The following is a 17,635-nucleotide window of genomic DNA, read 5'->3' as shown; positions in this document are numbered from 1 at the left end:
GCAGGCAGAAGCCTCAGGCGAGGCGCTCGAGCACCTGGTCCAGCTTGACCTCGATCGCGTCGACCTTGGCGTCGAGCCCGTCGAACCGGGCATCGGCCGCATCGAACCGGGCGTCGAGCGCGTCGAACCGGGCGTCATGGGCGTCGAACCTGGCATCGTGGGCGTCGAGCTTCGCCTCCACGCCCTCGAGACGGGTGTCGATCCGGTCCAGCCGGTTGCCGTGGCGCTTCAGCGTGCCCTGCACGTCGGCGAGCATGCTGTAGATCGCGTCCACGTCGTTGTCCAACTGCCGCACCTTGCGTGTGATCTCCGCGGGGCTCATCGTCATGGCCCCACCTTGCGTTCGTGCCACCGTACGCCGCCAGCGGCGCCCCCGCACCCTGTGGACAGAGCAGACGAGGTCAGTGCTTCGTCCAGCGCTCCGTCTGGGTCAGGTAGAGCAGGTAGCCCAGGGCGGGGAGCACGATGACGCCCGCGATCGCGACGGCGACCGTCAGGGCCGTCAGCGTCGCCGGTGCCCCCGCGGCGTCGGCGAACGTCAACTCGTCGACGAGGATCCAGGGGTACTGCGCCACGCCCCAACCGAGCACCACGGTCGCCACCGCCGTCACGGCCGTGAACCGGGCAACGCCGTAGCGTCGGCGGGCGATCAGTACCAGCGTGGCGACGCCGGCGATGGCGGAGAGGATCACCAACGGCAGTGCCCGGCCGATGAGGCCCTTGAAGAGGGTCGGCGCGTCGTGCATGAGCGGGACGAGGCCTGCGAAGACGACCAGTCCGGTCACCACGCCGACACCGAGCGTGCGGATCCGCAGCACGTCGGCCAGGTCGTGCTGGCCGGACCGGGCCGCGTCAGCCACGAGGAACGAGCCGGCGAGGAAGGCACAGGTGCCGCCCGCGACCAGACCACCGACGACTCCCGTCGGGTTGAGCCACGAGGTGACCAGGTCCCCGCCGCCCTCGGCGGGCACGCGCCCCGAGGCGATCGCACCCGCGGCCGCGCCCAGGAAGAACGGGGCCACCAGCGACGAGACGCCGAAGACCACGCCGAAGAGGCGCGCCTGCCCCAGCGTCGCGGCGTACTTGCGGAAGGCGAAGCTCGCTCCGCGCAGCACGATGCCCAGCAGGCCGAGCATGAGTGGCAGCCACAGGGTCGTCATGGCCGCCGCGAACGCCGTCGGGAACGCCGTCCACCACGTGACGAGGACGAAGATCAGCCAGACGTGGTTGGCCTCCCACACGGGTCCGATGCTGTGGTCGACCAGCGTGCGCAGCCGGGCACCGCCCTTGGCGCTGCCGGCGGTGAGGTCGAAGAACCCGGAGCCGAAGTCGGCGCCGCCGAAGACGGCATACGCGAGGACACCGACGAAGAGCGCAGCAGCGACGACCGTCTCGATGCCCATCAGTGCACCTCGGCCGCGTCGTCGAGATGCGCAGGACCGTACGGCGAGGGGAGGTCCTTCTCTCCTTCGCGCCAGCGGCGGGTCATGCCGCGGATGACCACGACCGCGCCGACGGTCAGCAAGGCGTAGAGGAGGGTGACACCCCCCAGCGACCACCACAGCCACGGGTTGTCGGTGGCAGCCTCTTCGGTGCGCATGATCCCGTAGACGATCCAGGGCTGGCGGCCGACCTCGGTGGCGATCCACCCGGTCTCCATGGCGATGACCGCGAGGGGACCGGCGGCGGCGGCGAAGCGGAGGAACCAGCGGTTGCCGAGCAGGTCACGGCGACGCCACCGCATCAGCCAGAAGAAGGCGACGGCTGCGGCCAGCAGCGAGCCGATGCCGACCATGATCTGGAAGGACCAGCGTGTGAGGTTGACCGGCGGTCGCTCGTCCTCCGGCACGGAGTCGAGACCAGGCACGTCCTTGTCGAAGGAGTTGCGCGCGATCAGCGAGCCCAGCTTGGGAATCTCGATCGCGCCGTGCACCTCTCCGTCAGAGCCGAGCCAGCCGCCGATCTTGAGAGGCGCGGGCGCCTCCTCGGTCTCGGTCGCCAACTCGAACGCGGCGAGCTTCGCCGGCTGCGCCTCCGCCAGCCTCAGCCCCAACACGTGACCGACCATCGGCTGCGCCAGGGCGAAGACGGTCGCAAAGACGAACGGCACGATGAAGCCGAGGCGGTGGTGCTCGTCGCGGCGGCCGCGCAGCATGCCCACGGCGTACACACCGGCGACGCTGAAGCCGACGACGACGAACGCGGCGACCCACATGTGGGCGAACATCAGGAAGACGCCGTCGTTGAACATGGCCTTCCACGGCTCGATGTCGACGACTTCACCAGCCGCGTTGATGCGGAAGCCGGTCGGGTTGTTCATCCAGGCGTTGACCGCCAGGACGCAGAACGTGCCGACCACACCCGCGACGGCCATCGGCACCAGGGTGAAGAGGTGCACGCGGGCAGGTAGTCGGCCCCAGCCGTAGAGGTAGATGCCCATGAAGATCGCCTCGACGAAGAAGGCCAGGCCCTCGAAGGCGAAGGGCAGGCCGAGGACGTCGCCGAAGCGGCCCATCAGGCCGGGCCAGAGCAGCCCCATCTCGAAGCTGAGCACGGTGCCCGAGACGGCGCCGATCGCGAAGAGCACGGCGGAGACCTTGGACCACCGCTTCGCCAGCTCGAGGGCGGTCGCGTTGCCACGCAGCCCCAGCCAGTGCATCACGAAGATGATCGAGGGGAAAGCGACCCCGAAGCAGGCGATGGCGATGTGCCAGCCCAGCGAGATCGCCATCTGGTTGCGGGCGGGGAGCAACCCCGACGGGACGGCGTCGGCACCGGCCAGCGCTGCGGGGAGGAGGTCTGCCAGGAGGTGTGTGGCCACGATGCTGAGGCTACGGGGCGCGCCCGCCGGGGACACTGTGACAACAGCCACGGCGTGAGTACCCGAACGCATGCGGACAAGGGCTGCGCGGGTGGACAGTGGCGGCATGGACACCTCCGCTCCGGCCGCGGCGACACCCCGCCCGGCCTCCCCCGGCCAGCTCGCCTGGCTCACCCGCGAGGCCGGCCGCTGGGCCTCCACTGGCGTGGTGACGGACGAGCAGGCCGCCGCGATCGTCTCGGGCTACCGCGCCGAACGCCGCTGGTCCCTCGCCGCCCTCGGCCTCTGGCTCGGCGCCGGCTTCGTCGGCGTCGGCGTCATCTGGCTGGTGGCAGCCAACCTCGACCGGTTCCCGCCGCTGGGACGGTTCATCACCGTGACGCTGCTCTGGCTGACTGCCGTCGCCGCAGCCGAGCTGCTCGCCCGTCAGGTCCGGACCCGCCGCTCACCGATCGTCGGCGGCGTACGCGGACTCGCAGCACTGCTCTACGGCGCCGTGGTCATGCAGGCGGCGCAGAGCCTCCAGGTGCCGGCGTTCGACGCCACGCTCATCGGCATCTGGGGCCTGGGCGCGCTGCTCTACGCCTACGCCGTCCGCGGACTCGCGCCGCTCGTCGTCGGCATCCTGCTCGGATCGACGTGGCTGCTCTGGTCGCTCGGTGAGCGCACGGAGAGCCCGTTCGGCGTACTCCTTGCCTTCGGCTCGCTCGGGGCAGCGGGCTTCGCACTTGCCCGGCTGCACAACGGTCAGCCCACGGGCTTCGCTGCGACGTGGCGGATCACCGGCGCGCTCGGCGCCCTCGTCGCCCTCTTCATCGCCGCGCTGCCGTGGGAGTACGAGATGACGGACGCCGGCTGGCTGGGATGGACCGCCGTCGCCGTGGGCGTCGCCCTCACGGCACTCGCCGCGGTGAAGGCTCGTGGGCTCGACCTGCTCGAGGCCACGGCGGGCACCTTGATCCTGCTGCCCGCGATGGCAATCGGCGCCTGGTCGAGCAGTGCCTCCGACGGCGTGGACGGTGGCGACGTCAGCCGGGCAGTCGTCGCGGTGCTCGTCTTCGTCGGCGCCGCTGCGGCCGTCGCCGCGGTCGGTGTGCTCCGCGACGAACCGCACCTGACCTGGCTCGCCGTGCTCGCGCTGGCCGTCTTCACGACCGTGCAGGCGTTCGCGGTCTTCGCCGAGATCATCACCGGCGCCTGGCTCTTCGTCGCCCTCGGCGTCGTCTTCGCCGCCACCGGGTGGGTCGCCGACCGCGGGCGCCGCGAGATGGCCACCGCACTCGACGGCACCTCCCAGGAAGGAACGGACCGATGAAGACCCTCCCCCGCCGTACGACGTGGGTCGTCGTCGCCACGATCGCCCAGCTGCTGCTCGTGCCCGTGGCCGTCTACGGCCAGCTCTCGGCCCGTCTGACGGGCGAGGAGCTCCTGCTCCGAGTCGGCCCGGTCGACCCGATCGACCCGTTCCGGGGCGCGTACGTGGCGCTCGCCTACCCCGACCTTCAGCCCACCGAGCTGGAGCGCAAGGGGTTCGAGGAGGGGGACGAGGGCGAGCTCTACGTCGTGCTCGAGGAGGACGACGGGGTGATGGTGGCCGAGCGGTTCAGCCGGACCCGGCCCGACCGTGGCACCTACCTGGCCTGCGACGACGGCGACTGGCGGCTGCGGTGCGGCATCGAGTCGCTCTTCCTGCCGCAGGACGAGGCCGCCCGGGTGCAGCGCGACATCGACCAGAGCGGCCTCGCACCGGAGGGATCCGACGAGAACGGCAACCCGATCCAGGACGACCGCGACTCGGGCTACGTCGCGCGCATCAAGGTCGACGGCCGGGGCCACGCCGCCGTCGTAGCCCTCGTCAAGCGCTGACCGGCGCGGACCCTGCACGGGAGCCCCGCCCAAGCGGCGCGCGCCTGCATGCAAAGAGCGTCGAGGCGGCGTGAATTCACGCCGCCTCGACGCTCTCGTCGTGCAGGTTCGCGCCGCGTCGGCGTACGGACGGGGTCAGCAGCCGCCGGCGACAGCCGGGATGACCGAGATCTGGGTGTTGTCCGGGGTGGCCGTCGCGAGGTTCTCCAGGAAGCGCACGTCCTCGTTGCCGACGTAGACGTTGACGAAGCGGCGCAGGTCGCCGTTGTCGTCGAGGATCCGCGCCTTGATCCCGGTGTGGTTGGCCTCGAGGTCGTCGAGGACCTCGGCCAGCGTCGCGCCCTGGGCGGTGACCTCGGAGGCTCCGCCGGTGTAGGTGCGCAGGATGGTGGGGATGCGGACGGAAACGCTCATGTGTGCTGCTCCTGGAGAAGGCGGTCGCAGACGTGCTCGACCAGCGCGGGTTGTCAGATGATGCCCGAGGCCTTGAAGGCGTCGTAGGACGGGTCGATGGTCGCCGCAGCGCCCACCTGGTCGGCGATGGCGTCGAGGGTCTTGAGGCCGTGGCCGGTGTTGATGACCACGGTCTCCAGGGACGTGTCGAGCTGACCGGTCTCGACGAGCTTCTTCAGCACACCGACCGTGGTGCCGCCGGCGGTCTCCGTGAAGATGCCCTCGGTGCGGGCCAGCAGGACGATCGCGGCGCGGACCTCGTCGTCGCTGATGTCCTCGATGGCACCGCCGGTCTCGCGGCAGATGTCGAGTACATAGATGCCGTCGGCCGGGTTGCCGATGGCGAGCGACTTGGCGATGGTGTCCGGCTTCACCGGGCGGATCGCGTCGACGCCTGCCTTGTAGGCGACCGAGACGGGAGAGCAGCCCGTGGCCTGCGCACCGTAGATCTTGTAGGGCTTCTCCTCGACCAGGCCGAGCTTGATCAGCTCCTGGAACGACTTGTGGACCTTGGTCAGCTGGGAGCCGGAGGCGACCGGGATGACGACCTGGTCGGGCAGGCGCCAGCCCAGCTGCTCGGCGATCTCGTAGCCCAGGGTCTTGGAGCCCTCGGCGTAGTAGGGCCGGACGTTGACGTTGACGAACGCCCAGCCGTCCTCCTCACCGGCGATCTCCGAGGCGAGCTTGTTGACGTCGTCGTAGTTGCCGTTCACGGCGACGAGCGAGTCGGTGTAGATCGCGGAGTTGACCTGCTTCGGCTTCTCCAGGTTCGCCGGGATGAAGACCACGGTCTTGATGCCCGCGCGCGCACCGGCGGCAGCGACGGCGTTCGCGAGGTTGCCGGTCGAGGGGCACGCGAAGACCTTCGCCTGGAGCTCCGTCGCGGCGCTGAGCGCACAGGCAACGACGCGGTCCTTGAAGGAGTTGGTGGGGTTGGTCGAGTCGTCCTTCACCCACAGGTTGTCGATGCCGAGCTCACGGCCGAGGTTGCGGGCCTTGAGCAGGCGGGTGAAACCGGGCTCCATGTTGGGGCTCTGCTCGATGTCCGACGGGACCGGCAGGAGCGCCTTGTAGCGCCAGATGTTGGCCGGGCCGGCCTCGATCTCCTCGCGCGTGATCGCGGGGAAGTCGTAGGTGATCTCCATCGGACCGAAGCACTCCGGACACGCATAGAACGGGCCGAGCTCGATCTTGTGGCCGCACTCGCGACACGACAGGTTGGTCGCGTGTCCGAACGCGCCCTCGCGCAGGACCTTGCCGGCAGTCTCTACAACGCTCATGAGGAACCTCCCTCTCATCTTCCCCACGCCGTCTCTCGTCGCGGGCCGGAATTAGCACCGTTTCCACGACTGCTTCGCCTAGGCGTTGCAGGGGGTACGTGGCGGTTGCCGGGACTTCTTCGGGCCGTTCCCTCAGTCCCTCTCGATGAGCAGGCACAAGACTACGGGTACGCCGAAGCCGCACGCCAATCCGTTTCAGGATGCGGCTGCATCGGCCGCCAGCTTCCTCAGGAACGTCAGGACGCCATCGGGCCCGGAGACGACGACGTCACTCAGTGGCACGAGCGCGCTCTCCTCGTCGGAGGCCGAGCAGACCAGCAGCGTCGGCAGCCCCTCGTCTCGTAGCTCTGCCACGGCGTGGAACGCATCGAGGTCGCCGAGGTCGTCACCGACGAAGCAGAAGCCGCCGGCCCCCAGGTCGCGGGCGAGCTTGCGGACCACGTCACCCTTGTCGGCACCGGGAGCGCGGACTTCGATGACGTGGCGACCCGGCTCCACCTTCATGCCGTGGCGCTGGGCCGCGACGGCGAGCTCGGGCAGGAGCAGCTGGAACGCCGTATCGGCGTTCGGCAGGCGGCGGGTGTGCACCGCGACAGCCAGTCCCTTGTCCTCGATGTAGGCATCGCTCGCGTCGCACCGCCGCAGGATGCGCGGCAGCTCGCCGAGGAACGATGCGAGGCCGTGCGGCGGACGGGGGCCGATGACCCGGCGGTCGCGCGAGCTCCAGCGCTCGTTGCCGTACTGGCCGTACACCTGCAGCTCGCGGTCCTGGTCGGAGAACGCGGTGCCGAGCTCGTCGAGTGAGCCGAGCGCGACGACCTGGCGCGCCGGGCGGCCGGTCACGACGACAACCCCCCGGACCTGCGCCGCGATCGTGAGCAGGACGCCGGGACCACGTGGGTGGATCCGTGCCTTCTCGGGGTTTTCGACGATGGGGGCGAGGGTGCCGTCGAAGTCGAGACCGATGACGGTCTGCGCCGCCACCCGGGCCAGGGCGGTGTACCGCTGCATGGCGTCCGGCGAGGTGAAGCGCATGGACCTACTCAACCACGGGACGCGTCACGCATCCGTGGCAGCCGTCACCCGTCGACGTACGTCCGGTCGAGAATGACCGTGATCCGGTCGGGCTTCATCGGAGCGACTGAGGGACGGATCCGGCGGATGCCGAGGTCCTTGCCGAGCAGCTTCGCCGCCTCCTCGAGGCGCGGGCCGTAGTAGACGGTCGGGGCAGGGACGCTGCCCGGCCAGTTGTCGGTGCCGAGGACCTGCCAGCCGAGGGTCGCGGCGTCGGCCGCGGTGCGCGCGGCGAGCTTCTTGATGCTCGAGGTGTTGTAGACCTCGACGTTGACCTCGTTGCGCTGGACCGGCTTCGGGGCGACCGACGCGGTCGGGGAGACCGAAGCCGTCGGCGTCGCCGAGGCCGAGGCGGTCGTGTCGGGCGCGGCGACCGGCTCCAGGCCGGTGCCGGAGTCGTGCTTGGCGATCAGGGCGATGCCGGCCATCGCGACGGCCACGACGCTGAGGACGACGACGAACGACGGGGCCGCGGCGCCCTGCTCGTCGCGGGTCCTGCCGGAACGGGGGCGAGCCATGCTCAGAGCTCGAAACCGAGGCGGCGGGCGGAGCGCTGGCGCTGGCGGGCAGCGCGGAGGCGACGGAGGCGGCGGACCAGCAGCGGGTCGGCCTCGAGGGCCTCCGGCTTGTCGATGAGCGCGTTGAGGACCTGGTAGTACCGCGTCGACGACATGTCGAACTTCTCGCGGACAGCCTGCTCCTTGGCTCCCGCGAACTTCCACCACTGGCGCTCGAACTCGAGGATCGCGCGATCACGCTCGGTGAGTGTCGCGCCCTCGGCGCCTTCTTCGTGGTTGACCGACTCGGCGGCGTCCATGCGTCTCGACCCCTTCGCGCTTGGAACGTGCTTCTACCCGATTGACCGGGCACGGCCCATCCTGACACGTAATCACAGGCGTGTCATTCGCTTCTGCGGCGTGCCCGGAGGTAGCCCGAAACACGTGTGAACCGATGTGACCAATGGGACGCATTCGCTGGACAGGACCCCCGCGGACAGGGAAGATCACCGTGGGAGGTACGTCACATTCCGCGAGAGGACCCTGCCCGTGACCGACAAGAACACGGTTGCCGCACTGCGCGCACTCGACCGTTTCTCCAACCTTTCCGACGATGAGCTCGCGATGCTGGCTGACGCCGGCACCGCCGTGCACATCCCGGCCCACTGGGGCCTGATCTGGGAGAAGACCCCGGCGGACAAGGCCTACATCATCCTGTCCGGCGAGGTCTCGGTCCGGAAGGGTCGTGACGAGATCGCTCGCCTCGGCCCGGGCGACACCGTCGGCGAGTCGGCGATCGTGGGCCACCGCCTCCGGAGCGCCTCCGTCGTCTCCGTGACCGACCTCGAAGTCCTCCACTTCACCAGCGAGGCCGTGGCCGACCTGATGCAGCGGTCGGCTACCTTCAAGGCTGCCCTGGAGACCACCACCGCTGAGCGTCTTGGAGACTCCTGACTCTTGAGCACTGACTTCGACGAGGCCGGGGGCGATCAGCCCCCGGCCTCGTCCGTTTCTGCAGCACACGACCTCGCCGCGACGTACGACGCGGTCGAGGCCGTGCTCCTCGGCGACGGCCCGCGCTACACCCGCCTCGAGGTTGCCGAGAAGACCGGCGTACCCATCGAACGCCTCTCAGAGCTCTGGCGGGCGCTCGGGTTCCCCGGCACGCGCGACGACGAACGCCACTTCACCGATGACGACCTCGCCGCGCTGCGCGAGATCCAGTTCCTGCTCGACTCGGGCGTGGTGTCCAGCAACGACGACATCGCGGTGATCCGCACCCTCGGGCGGACCTTCTCGCGCCTCGCCGACTGGGAGGCCGGCCTCTCCCCCGAGATCGCGACCCTCCCTCCCGAGCAGGCCGCGGAAGCGACCCGCGCCCTGATCCCGGTCGTGCGGCGGCTCCACGACTACGCCTGGCGTCGGCACCTCGCCCGCGCCACGGCCCGCGAGCTCCTCGGGGCACCCGCCGAGGGTGCCGAGCTCTGCGTGGGGTTCGTCGACATCGTCGGCTTCACCAGCACCAGCCGGAAGCTCAGCCAGACCGAGCTGGGTGCGCTCATCGAGCACTTCGAGCACACCGCCAGCCAGGTCGTCACCGCGCACCGCGGGCGGGTGGTGAAGACGATCGGCGACGAGATCCTCTTCATCGCCGACGAGCCCGCTGACGCGATCGCCATCGGTCGTGAGCTCACCGCGCGCCACGAGCGCGACGCGGCCTTCCCGCAGGTGCGGGCCGGGCTGGCGCACGGCCCCGTGCTCGCCCGGCTCGGGGACGTCTTCGGCGAGACCGTCAACATCGCGGCCCGGCTGACCTCGCTCGCACGACCCGCGACGGTGCTCGTCAACGACACCCTGCGCGCCCGGCTCGCCGAGGACGTCGTCGTACGCCGGGTCCCGCCGACGTCGGTGCGCGGCTACCACCACCTCGAGGCCTGGGTGCTCCGCGACTGAGACCCGTCGCCGCCGGGCCGCCGGGTTCCGGCCGTCCGCTAGGTTCGTGTCGTGACCGCCAACGGAAGTGCCGACCTGGTCATCGTCGCCAACCGACTGCCTGTCGACCGGGTCATCGACCCTGACGGCACGCCGCGCTGGCGGCGTTCTCCCGGTGGCCTCGTCTCCGCACTCGAGCCCGTGATGCGCGTCCACGACGGCGCCTGGATCGGCTGGCCCGGCGGTGCCCAGGAGGAGGGCGAGGAGGACCTCGAGCCCTTCGTCGAGGACGGCATGCAGCTGGTCCCGGTGCCGCTGAGCGCGCAGGAGGTCGAGGAGTTCTACGAGGGCTTCTCCAACGGCACGCTCTGGCCGCTCTACCACGACGTCGTCGCCAAGCCGCTCTTCAAGCGTGAGTGGTGGGAGGCGTACAAGCGGGTCAACCAGCGCTTCGCGGAGCGCGCAGCCGCGGTCGCCGCGCGGGGCGCGATGGTGTGGGTCCACGACTACCAGCTGCAGCTGGTGCCGCAGCTGCTGCGTGAGCTCCGCCCCGACCTGCGCATCGGGTTCTTCCTCCACATTCCCTTCCCGCCGGCCGAGCTCTTCTCCCAGCTGCCGTGGCGCCGTGCGGTCCTCGAGGGGCTGCTCGGAGCCGACATCGTCGGCTTCCACCTCCCCGGGGGTGCGCAGAACTTCGTCCGCCTCGTGCGCCAGCGCGTCGGCCACAAGACCCACCGCGACCTCGTGACGCTGCCCGACGGCCGCCAGGTCCGCGCCGCGGCCTACCCGATCTCGATCGATGCCGCCGACTTCGAGGAGCTCGCCCGCTCCCCCGAGGTGACCCGGCGCGCCGAAGCGATCCGCGGAGCGCTCGGCCACCCGAAGCGGGTCCTCCTCGGCGTCGACCGCCTCGACTACACCAAGGGCATCTATCCCCGCCTGCGCGCCTACGCCGAGCTGGTCGCCGACGGCACGTTCGACGTGGAGGACACCGTCTTCGTGCAGGTCGCGACGCCGTCGCGCGAGCGCGTCGACGAGTACCGCAAGATGCGCGACGAGATCGACATGCTCGTCGGTCGCGTCAACGGCAACCTGGGCCGGATCGGGCACCCGGCCATCTCCTACCTGCACTCCTCGTACCCGCGCGAGGAGATGGCGGCGCTCTACCGGGCCGCCGACATCATGGTGGTCACGCCCTACCGCGACGGCATGAACCTCGTCTGCAAGGAGTACGTCGCCTGCCGCTACGACAACGACGGCGCCCTCGTGCTGTCGGAGTTCGCCGGTGCGGCGCACGAGCTCAGCCAGGCCTGGCTGGTCAACCCGTATGACATCAACGGCATGAAGGCCGCGATCGTCGAAGCCGCCAACGCCGAGCCGAAGGAGGTCACGCGCCGGATGAAGGCGATGCGCAAGACCGTCAGGGAGCACGACGTCGACCGCTGGGCGACCGGCTTCCTCGACGAGCTCGATGCGGTGCGGCCCCCGGGCCGGCGCCGCGTCCGGCGGCCTGCTGGCTGAGTCAGCAGCCAGCGCCTACTTCCCCGGCGGCTTCTGGTCCTCCGGCGACCGCGGGCGCATGATCTCGGTGATCTCGCGGCAGATCGCCTCCGACGGCAGGCCCCAGCCGGACTTGTAGCCGTAGACCTCGTGCAGGGTCCGCTTGGCGTGGGTGCCGTCGACGAGGTCGATGTCGTGCACGGAGAGCAGTCCCGGGTGCGCGACACCGCACGCCTCGCCGACCTTGAGCAGGTCGCGACGCATCGTCTTGAGGTAGTTGGCGACGCGCACCGACTTGTCGGTGGGGTCGAGGCCGTGCGCGAGCCAGGGATTCTGGGTGGCGACCCCGGTGGGACAGTGGTCGGTGTGGCACTTCTGCGCCTGGATGCAGCCGAGCGCCAGCATGGCGCCGCGCGCGGTGTTGACCATGTCCGCACCGAGCGCGAAGGCGACGATGGCGTTCTCGGGGATACCGAGCTTCGCCGAGCCGATGAACGTCACGTCGTCGGTGCGGCCGGCCTCGGCGTACAGCTTGTAGACGTCGGTGAAGCCGAGCCGGTACGGCAGCGAGACCGAGTCGGTGAAGACGAGCGGTGCGGCGCCGGTGCCACCCTCGCCGCCGTCGATGGTGATGAAGTCGACGTTGCGGTCGGGTCCGGTCTTGTCGAGCAGCTCGTGCCAGAAGTCCATGTGGCCGACGGCGGACTTGATGCCCACCGGCAGGCCGGTCTCCTGGGCGATCAGCTCCACGAAGTCGAGCATCGAGTCGACGTCGGAGAACGCCGAGTGCCGCGACGGGCTGGAGCAGTCCTTGCCCATCGGGATCCCGCGGATCGCCGCAATCTCCTCGCTGATCTTCGCCGCCGGCAGCATGCCGCCGAGGCCGGGCTTCGCGCCCTGCGAGAGCTTGATCTCGATCGACTTCACGGGGGCCGTCTGGACGACCTCCTTGAGGCGCTCGATGTCGAAGCGGCCCTGCTCGTCGCGGCAGCCGAAGTACGACGTACCGATCTGGAACGTGATGTCGCCGCCGTGCCGGTGGTGCGGCGAGAGCGCGCCCTCGCCGGTGTTGTGCAGGACGCCGGCGATCTTGGCGCCCTTGTTGAGCGCTTCGACCGCGGCTCCGGAGAGCGAGCCGAAGCTCATCGCCGAGATGTTGACGATCGAGGCCGGCCGGAAGGCGTGCTTGCGGTCACGAGGACCGCCGAGCACCTTCGCGGACGGCACCATGACCTCCTCGCCGGCGTGGATCGCCGTCGACGGGGCGACGTCGGAGAACGTGCGGTGCTTGATGCTGGTGTAGCCGAGGGTGTTCTCGACGTCGTTGCCGGTGCCGAACCCGAAGTAGTTGTTCTGCAGCTTGGCCGACGAGTAGACCCAGCGGCGCTGGTCGCGACTGAAGGGCCGCTCCTCGTCGTCGCCGCTGATGATGTACTGCCTCAGCTCGGGGCCGATCGACTCGATCCAGTAGCGCGCATGGGCGAGCACCGGGAAGTTGCGCTGGAGCGCGTGCGACTTCTGGTTCAGGTCCTTGGCGGCGATCGCGCCGACACCCGCGGCACCGGCCGCAAGCAATGCTTTCCAGATCATGCACCGTGTCTAGCGTCACACCCGCGCAATGTCGATAGTCTTCCGCGCATGGATCTGATCCCCAAGCCCGATCAGGTCGCCTCGGCGGCGAGCAACGTGGCACAGAAGGTCCTCAAGGGCGGCCTGGCCGACCTCCGCCCGATGCCCCGCACCCTGATCGACGAGGGCCCGCTCCGCTACGTCTTCCGGTACGACGCGGCCGAGGGCGTCGACCCGTTCGGCGACCCCGTGCTGCTGGTGATGCCGCTGGCCGCACCCTCGAGCTGCTACGACCTGCGCCGCGGCTGCTCCCTCGTCGAGCACCTCGTCTCGCGTGGCCGTCCGACGTACGTCGTGGAGTACGGCGAGGTGAAGTTCAAGGACCGTGCGCTCGGATTCGAGCACTGGGTCGACGAGGTGCTGCCCGCGGCGATCGACGCCGTGCACCGCGACACCGGCCGTCGCCCGGTGCACCTGGTCGCATGGAGCCTGGGCGGCATCTTCTCGGTGCTGACGCTCGCTGCACACCCCGAGCTGCCGGTCGCGTCGCTGACCACCCTCGGCTCACCGTGGGACATCAGCAAGGTCCCGCTCATCGCGCCCCTGCGACCACTGCTCAACGCCAACATGCCCGAGGCCCTGCGGGTGATCACCAAGGGCTACCAGCTCGCCGGTGGAGCACCGAAGGCGCTGGTCCGCTGGGGCTTCCAGCTCTCTGCCGTCGACAAGTTGGTCACGAAGCCGCTGGTCACTGCGCAGAAGCTCGACGACGCCGACTTCCTCGCGCAGCTCGAGGCGGTCGACGCCTTCGGTCGCGCGATGATCGCCTACCCCGGCCGCACGTTCGGACAGCTCTACCACCGCGTGGTGCGCAACAACGAGCTCCGCACGGGGCGCCTCGACCTCGGCGACCGCACGATCGACGTACGCGAGGTGAAGGTGCCCGTGCTCGTCATCGGCGGCGAGACCGACGGCATCGCACCGCTGGGCGCCGTGCGGCCGATCGTCGCGATGCTCAAGGGCGCTCCCGCCGTGCGCTGGGAGGCCGTCCCGGGCGGCCACCTCGGCATGCTCACCGGACGCGGCGCACGCACGAAGACCTGGCCGCTCATCGACGCATGGGTCGACCAGTGGGCCTCGGCAGGCACCTCCCGCATGGGCATTGGTGCCAACCCCCGGCGCCGGCACTCGTCTGCCAACTCGCGGGCACTGAAGTGAACCCCCGCACCGCGCCGCTGCTCCTCGCCGTCGGCGTGGTGCTCGGCTCCGCCTTCACCCTGTACGCCGGTGTCCCCGCCGCCGCGCTCGGCGGATGGCTGCTGGTGCTGGCCGGCGCGACGATCCTGGCGAAGGCAGCCGACGAGGGGCTGACCGGGGGCGGAGCCGAAGCCCGCGACGGCTTCCGGCTCGCGCAGACCGGCTCAGTCCTCGGCGGTGCGACGAGTGCGCTGCTGATCGGCGGCGTGGACCATCCGTCGTTCGCCGTCCTCGGAGTGGTCGCGACCGGGCTGGTGCTCCGCGGGGCCGCGGCTGGTCTCGCGGCTGCCACCCCGGAGGCCTGGCGCTCGGCGGCCGGTTCGCGCATCTCCCGCTTCGCCCTGGTCGCCGTCCTGCTCCTCGGACTGGCGGTGGTCCTCGACCTCGCAGGCTCCGGGCCGTCCTGGACGCCCGACGTCGTGCTCGTGCTGCGGGGGGTCGTGATGGCTGCCGCGGCCTGGCTCGCGGCGTACGCCGTCGCCACGCGCACGACGCTCCAGACGACGCGGCTGCCCGCCTAGTGGGCACGCTCGACGCACTGGTGGAGAAGGGCCTGGTCGCGCGCGACTGGGCTGACGCGCTGGCACCCGTGGAGCCGCAGATCGCGGCGATGGGCGCCTTCCTGCGCGCAGAGCTGGCGGCCGGGCGGCGCTACCAACCCGCCGGCGACCGGGTGCTCCGGGCGTTCCAGCGGCCACTCGCCGAGGTCCGCGTGCTCATCGTCGGGCAGGACCCCTACCCGAACCCCGACCACCCCGTCGGACTCTCCTTCTCGGTGCCGCGAGAGGTGCGGCCACTGCCGCCGAGCCTGGCCAACATCTACGCCGAGCTCCAGACGGACCTCGGACTCGCGCCCGCGCCGCACGGTGACCTGTCGGCCTGGGCGGACCGTGGCGTCATGCTGCTCAACCGGGTGCTGACCGTGGAGCCCGGGCGCTCCAACAGCCACAAGGGGAAGGGCTGGGAGGCGGTCACCGAGCACGCGATCCGGGTCCTCGCCCACCGCGGCGGGCCCCTGGTGGCGATCCTCTGGGGCAACGACGCCCGGCGCCTGCGCCCCTGGCTCGGGGACGTGCCGGCCATCGAGTCGGCGCACCCGTCGCCCCTGTCGGCGTACCGCGGCTTCTTCGGCTCGAAGCCGTTCAGCACCACCAACGCCCTGCTCGAGCAGCAGGGTGCAGCACCCGTGGACTGGACCGTCGACAACTGACCGATCGGGGGATATCGGGCACCCGACGACCCGGCGTACTTTGCGGCTCGACGCCGTCGGGAGCGGTGTCAGTCCACGAATCCCCGGAGGATCGGATGATGCTCAAGCACGCCCTGACCACGACAGCAGCCACCGTCAGCATGGCCGCCGGCGGCCTGCTCGCCAGCGCCCCTGCGGCCGACGCCGCGACGTACGCGGCAGGCACCAGCCGGGCAAGCCTGACCTGCTCCTACGACCTCGACGAGACCGCCGGAACTCTTGCTGGCGAGTGCGTCGGTCGTACGCCTCTCGGGACTGCGACGGCGACGTTCGACGGCACGTGGGACGGCACCGTCGCGAGCGGCTCGATCGTGGTGGACACCTGGTTCGGCGACTTCGGCGGCACCTTCACCGGCACAGGGTGGGAGACCGGCGTCGCGACCGGCACCTACCGCCTCGCCACACCGTTCGGCACCGTGTCGGGTCGTTTCGGCGCCACCGCCTGACCCCCGCAGACCCCGGGACGCGACCCCATGCGTGTCCCGGCCTTCGCGGCGCGGACCCCGCTGCCTTCCCCCGCAGCAGGGTCCGCGCTGTCGTTCAGGACACTGGAATAAAGGTGAAGTATCAACCATTGTGGTGGGCATGACGATCGAACGCATGCCCGCGCTCTACATCGGCCACGGCTCGCCGATGCTCTTCGAGGACCCGGTCTGGCACGGAGAGCTGCAGGCGTGGGCGCGCGACCTGCCGCGACCGAAGGCGATCCTGATCGTCTCGGCGCACTGGGAGAAGGCGCCGCTCTCGCTGACGGCGAACCAGGCACCGCTCGTCTACGACTTCGGAGGCTTCGCACAGAAGTACTACGAGATGACCTACGCGACGCCCGACTCCTCGTGGCTCGCGCAGCGGATCACGTCGGCGATGCCGGACGGCATGGAGGTGCACCAGCACCGGACGCGCGGCCTCGACCACGGCGCCTGGGTGCCGCTCAAGATCATGTATCCCGAGGCCGACATCCCGGTCCTCCAGATGTCGATGCCGACCCGCGACCCCTTCCAGCTGCTCGGCCTCGGCCAGCGCCTGCGCGAGCTGCGCGACGAGGGCGTCCTGGTCATCGGCTCCGGCTTCATGACCCACGGGCTGCCGTTCCTCCGCGACTGGTCGATCGAGGCGAAGGCCCCGGGGTGGTCCTCCGACTTCGACCTCTGGGCCAAGGAGGCGCTCGAGCGTGGCGACCTCGACGAGCTCGCGGCGTACCAGTCGAAGGCGCCGGGGATGCCCTACGCGCACCCGACCGTCGAGCACTTCACCCCGCTCTTCCTCGCGCTCGGCGCGGCGACGGACCCGACCGCGGCGCCCGACCAGCGCATCGACGGCTTCCACGTGGGCCTCTCGAAGCGGAGCTTCCAGGTCGCCTGAGCCACGGGGCACCCGGCCAGTTGGGCACCCGGCCTGGTCCGTTCGGGTCATTCCGCCGGGAAGTCCCTGCATCGGCCAACCTTCCTCCCTAGCGTCACGGGCATGAAGCGTCCGCTGCTGCTCACCGTCCTGCTCGCCCTCGTCGCACCGCTCCTGATCGCGCTCGCCGCTCCGGCGAACGCCCTCATCGACAAGGACTGCAGCGACTTCAGCACGCAGCAGGAGGCGCAGACCTTCTACAACCAGGCGGGCCCGGGCGATCCGCACCGCCTCGACGGCAGCGACGGGGACGGCCGCGCCTGCGAGTCGCTGCCCTGCCCGTGCGCCACGTCCGGCGGCAGCACGGGTGGTACGACGACCACCACGCTGCGGCAGCGGGCGAGGATCGTGAAGATCGTCGATGGCGACACCGTGGACGCACGGATCAGCTCGTCCGGCCTGGTGAAGCGGGTCCGGCTGCTCGGCATCAACACCCCGGAGGTGGGCCGCTGCGGCTACACCACCGCTACGAACTCGATGAAGCGACTGACTCCCGTCGGCACGACCGTCACCCTGGTCTCCGACCCCACCCAGTCACTGAAGGACCGCTACGGCAGGCTGCTCCGCTACGTGATGAAGGACGGCTACGACATGAACCGTGCGCAGGTCCGCCGCGGCATGGCCCGGCTCTACGTCGTGAGCGGTGACCCCTTCCAGCGGGTCGCGTCCTACCGGAACGCGCTGTACGACGCCCGCAGCCACGACCGCGGACTCTGGCGCACCTGCTGGTGACGCT

Annotated in this window: 20 protein-coding genes and 1 riboswitch; of the genes, 11 read left to right on the top strand and 9 right to left on the bottom strand. The window is 70.4% G+C overall.

All coding sequences use genetic code 11. The annotated features are described in order from the left end of the window. Nucleotides 1-13 precede the first annotated feature (13 nt). The 3 genes from VLF38_RS00765 to VLF38_RS00755 form a co-directional block, all read right to left on the bottom strand. Nucleotides 14-328 (bottom strand): hypothetical protein, encoded by a 315-nt coding sequence (locus tag VLF38_RS00765; RefSeq protein WP_325269383.1) that lies wholly within the window; start codon nucleotides 326-328, stop codon nucleotides 14-16. Between the two features lie 73 nt (nucleotides 329-401). Beyond that, nucleotides 402-1,403, bottom strand: coding sequence for a cytochrome d ubiquinol oxidase subunit II (locus VLF38_RS00760; protein ID WP_325269382.1), 1,002 nt, complete (start codon nucleotides 1,401-1,403; stop codon nucleotides 402-404). Further along, on the bottom strand, nucleotides 1,403-2,821 hold the full coding sequence (locus VLF38_RS00755; RefSeq protein WP_325269381.1) for a cytochrome ubiquinol oxidase subunit I: 1,419 nt from the start codon (nucleotides 2,819-2,821) through the stop codon (nucleotides 1,403-1,405). The genes VLF38_RS00760 and VLF38_RS00755 overlap by 1 nt, the downstream gene beginning before the upstream one ends. 106 nt (nucleotides 2,822-2,927) lie before the next feature. On the opposite strand from VLF38_RS00755, the gene VLF38_RS00750 reads away from it, so the two are divergent. Together VLF38_RS00750 and VLF38_RS00745 are read left to right on the top strand one after the other, a co-directional pair. Then, complete coding sequence (locus tag VLF38_RS00750; RefSeq protein ID WP_325269380.1) at nucleotides 2,928-4,136, top strand: DUF2157 domain-containing protein; 1,209 nt, start codon at nucleotides 2,928-2,930, stop codon at nucleotides 4,134-4,136. Continuing rightward, nucleotides 4,133-4,687, top strand: coding sequence for a GDYXXLXY domain-containing protein (locus VLF38_RS00745; protein WP_325269379.1), 555 nt, complete (start codon nucleotides 4,133-4,135; stop codon nucleotides 4,685-4,687). Before VLF38_RS00750 ends, VLF38_RS00745 begins: the two co-directional genes overlap by 4 nt. A gap of 135 nt (nucleotides 4,688-4,822) precedes the next feature. Here the strand turns inward: VLF38_RS00745 and VLF38_RS00740 are convergent, their stop codons facing one another. The 5 genes from VLF38_RS00740 to VLF38_RS00720 all read right to left on the bottom strand — a co-directional run bounded on the left by VLF38_RS00740 (nucleotide 4,823) and on the right by VLF38_RS00720 (nucleotide 8,311). Continuing rightward, a complete protein-coding gene (locus VLF38_RS00740; RefSeq protein ID WP_107698723.1) occupies nucleotides 4,823-5,101 on the bottom strand; it encodes a MoaD/ThiS family protein in 279 nt (92 codons plus the stop codon). A 53-nt stretch (nucleotides 5,102-5,154) separates the two neighbouring features. Beyond that, a complete protein-coding gene (gene thrC / locus VLF38_RS00735) occupies nucleotides 5,155-6,420 on the bottom strand; it encodes a threonine synthase (RefSeq protein WP_325269378.1) in 1,266 nt (421 codons plus the stop codon). Between the two features lie 11 nt (nucleotides 6,421-6,431). Beyond that, a riboswitch (SAM riboswitch) is annotated at nucleotides 6,432-6,572 on the bottom strand. Nucleotides 6,573-6,615: 43 nt separating this feature from the next. After that, nucleotides 6,616-7,455 carry a trehalose-phosphatase gene (locus tag VLF38_RS00730; RefSeq protein WP_325269377.1) on the bottom strand — a complete coding sequence of 280 codons (840 nt, stop codon included), beginning with the start codon at nucleotides 7,453-7,455 and terminating at the stop codon, nucleotides 6,616-6,618. 44 nt (nucleotides 7,456-7,499) lie between these two features. Further along, the gene (locus VLF38_RS00725) at nucleotides 7,500-8,012 is read right to left on the bottom strand and encodes a LytR C-terminal domain-containing protein (RefSeq protein WP_325269376.1); all 513 of its coding nucleotides are present in this window, start codon (nucleotides 8,010-8,012) and stop codon (nucleotides 7,500-7,502) included. 2 nt (nucleotides 8,013-8,014) lie between these two features. Then, nucleotides 8,015-8,311 (bottom strand): DUF3263 domain-containing protein, encoded by a 297-nt coding sequence (locus VLF38_RS00720; protein ID WP_325269375.1) that lies wholly within the window; start codon nucleotides 8,309-8,311, stop codon nucleotides 8,015-8,017. 229 nt (nucleotides 8,312-8,540) lie between these two features. Between VLF38_RS00720 and VLF38_RS00715 the strand changes: the two genes are divergently transcribed. Genes VLF38_RS00715 through VLF38_RS00705 form a run of 3 tightly spaced genes read left to right on the top strand, consistent with a single transcriptional unit; the run spans nucleotide 8,541 to nucleotide 11,444 of the window. Further along, a complete protein-coding gene (locus tag VLF38_RS00715; RefSeq protein WP_325269374.1) occupies nucleotides 8,541-8,945 on the top strand; it encodes a cyclic nucleotide-binding domain-containing protein in 405 nt (134 codons plus the stop codon). A gap of 3 nt (nucleotides 8,946-8,948) precedes the next feature. Beyond that, nucleotides 8,949-9,944, top strand: a complete 996-nt coding sequence (locus VLF38_RS00710; protein ID WP_325269373.1) for an adenylate/guanylate cyclase domain-containing protein — start codon at nucleotides 8,949-8,951, stop codon at nucleotides 9,942-9,944. A gap of 51 nt (nucleotides 9,945-9,995) precedes the next feature. Beyond that, nucleotides 9,996-11,444, top strand: a complete 1,449-nt coding sequence (locus VLF38_RS00705; protein WP_325269372.1) for a trehalose-6-phosphate synthase — start codon at nucleotides 9,996-9,998, stop codon at nucleotides 11,442-11,444. A 15-nt stretch (nucleotides 11,445-11,459) separates the two neighbouring features. Here VLF38_RS00705 and VLF38_RS00700 read toward each other — a convergent pair whose 3' ends face one another. Next, nucleotides 11,460-13,013 (bottom strand): FMN-binding glutamate synthase family protein, encoded by a 1,554-nt coding sequence (locus VLF38_RS00700; protein WP_325269371.1) that lies wholly within the window; start codon nucleotides 13,011-13,013, stop codon nucleotides 11,460-11,462. Nucleotides 13,014-13,061: 48 nt separating this feature from the next. Between VLF38_RS00700 and VLF38_RS00695 the strand changes: the two genes are divergently transcribed. The 6 genes from VLF38_RS00695 (at nucleotide 13,062) to VLF38_RS00670 (ending at nucleotide 17,631) form a co-directional block, all read left to right on the top strand. Continuing rightward, a complete protein-coding gene (locus VLF38_RS00695) occupies nucleotides 13,062-14,210 on the top strand; it encodes an alpha/beta fold hydrolase (protein WP_325269370.1) in 1,149 nt (382 codons plus the stop codon). Further along, nucleotides 14,207-14,770 carry a hypothetical protein gene (locus tag VLF38_RS00690; RefSeq protein WP_325269369.1) on the top strand — a complete coding sequence of 188 codons (564 nt, stop codon included), beginning with the start codon at nucleotides 14,207-14,209 and terminating at the stop codon, nucleotides 14,768-14,770. The genes VLF38_RS00695 and VLF38_RS00690 overlap by 4 nt, the downstream gene beginning before the upstream one ends. Nucleotides 14,771-14,787: 17 nt before the next feature. Further along, nucleotides 14,788-15,459, top strand: coding sequence for a uracil-DNA glycosylase (locus VLF38_RS00685; RefSeq protein WP_325269394.1), 672 nt, complete (start codon nucleotides 14,788-14,790; stop codon nucleotides 15,457-15,459). A gap of 98 nt (nucleotides 15,460-15,557) precedes the next feature. Further along, a complete protein-coding gene (locus tag VLF38_RS00680) occupies nucleotides 15,558-15,944 on the top strand; it encodes a hypothetical protein (RefSeq protein WP_325269368.1) in 387 nt (128 codons plus the stop codon). A gap of 139 nt (nucleotides 15,945-16,083) precedes the next feature. Beyond that, a complete protein-coding gene (locus tag VLF38_RS00675; RefSeq protein ID WP_325269367.1) occupies nucleotides 16,084-16,860 on the top strand; it encodes a class III extradiol ring-cleavage dioxygenase in 777 nt (258 codons plus the stop codon). A 102-nt stretch (nucleotides 16,861-16,962) separates the two neighbouring features. Next, nucleotides 16,963-17,631, top strand: coding sequence for a thermonuclease family protein (locus tag VLF38_RS00670; protein WP_325269366.1), 669 nt, complete (start codon nucleotides 16,963-16,965; stop codon nucleotides 17,629-17,631). The last annotated feature ends 4 nt before the right edge of the window (nucleotides 17,632-17,635 follow it).

Origin of the sequence: Nocardioides sp. (genome assembly GCF_035481145.1) — a bacterium.
In the GTDB taxonomy this organism is placed as follows: Bacteria; Actinomycetota; Actinomycetes; order Propionibacteriales; family Nocardioidaceae; genus Nocardioides.
This window is presented reverse-complemented; position numbering and strand designations above follow the sequence as displayed.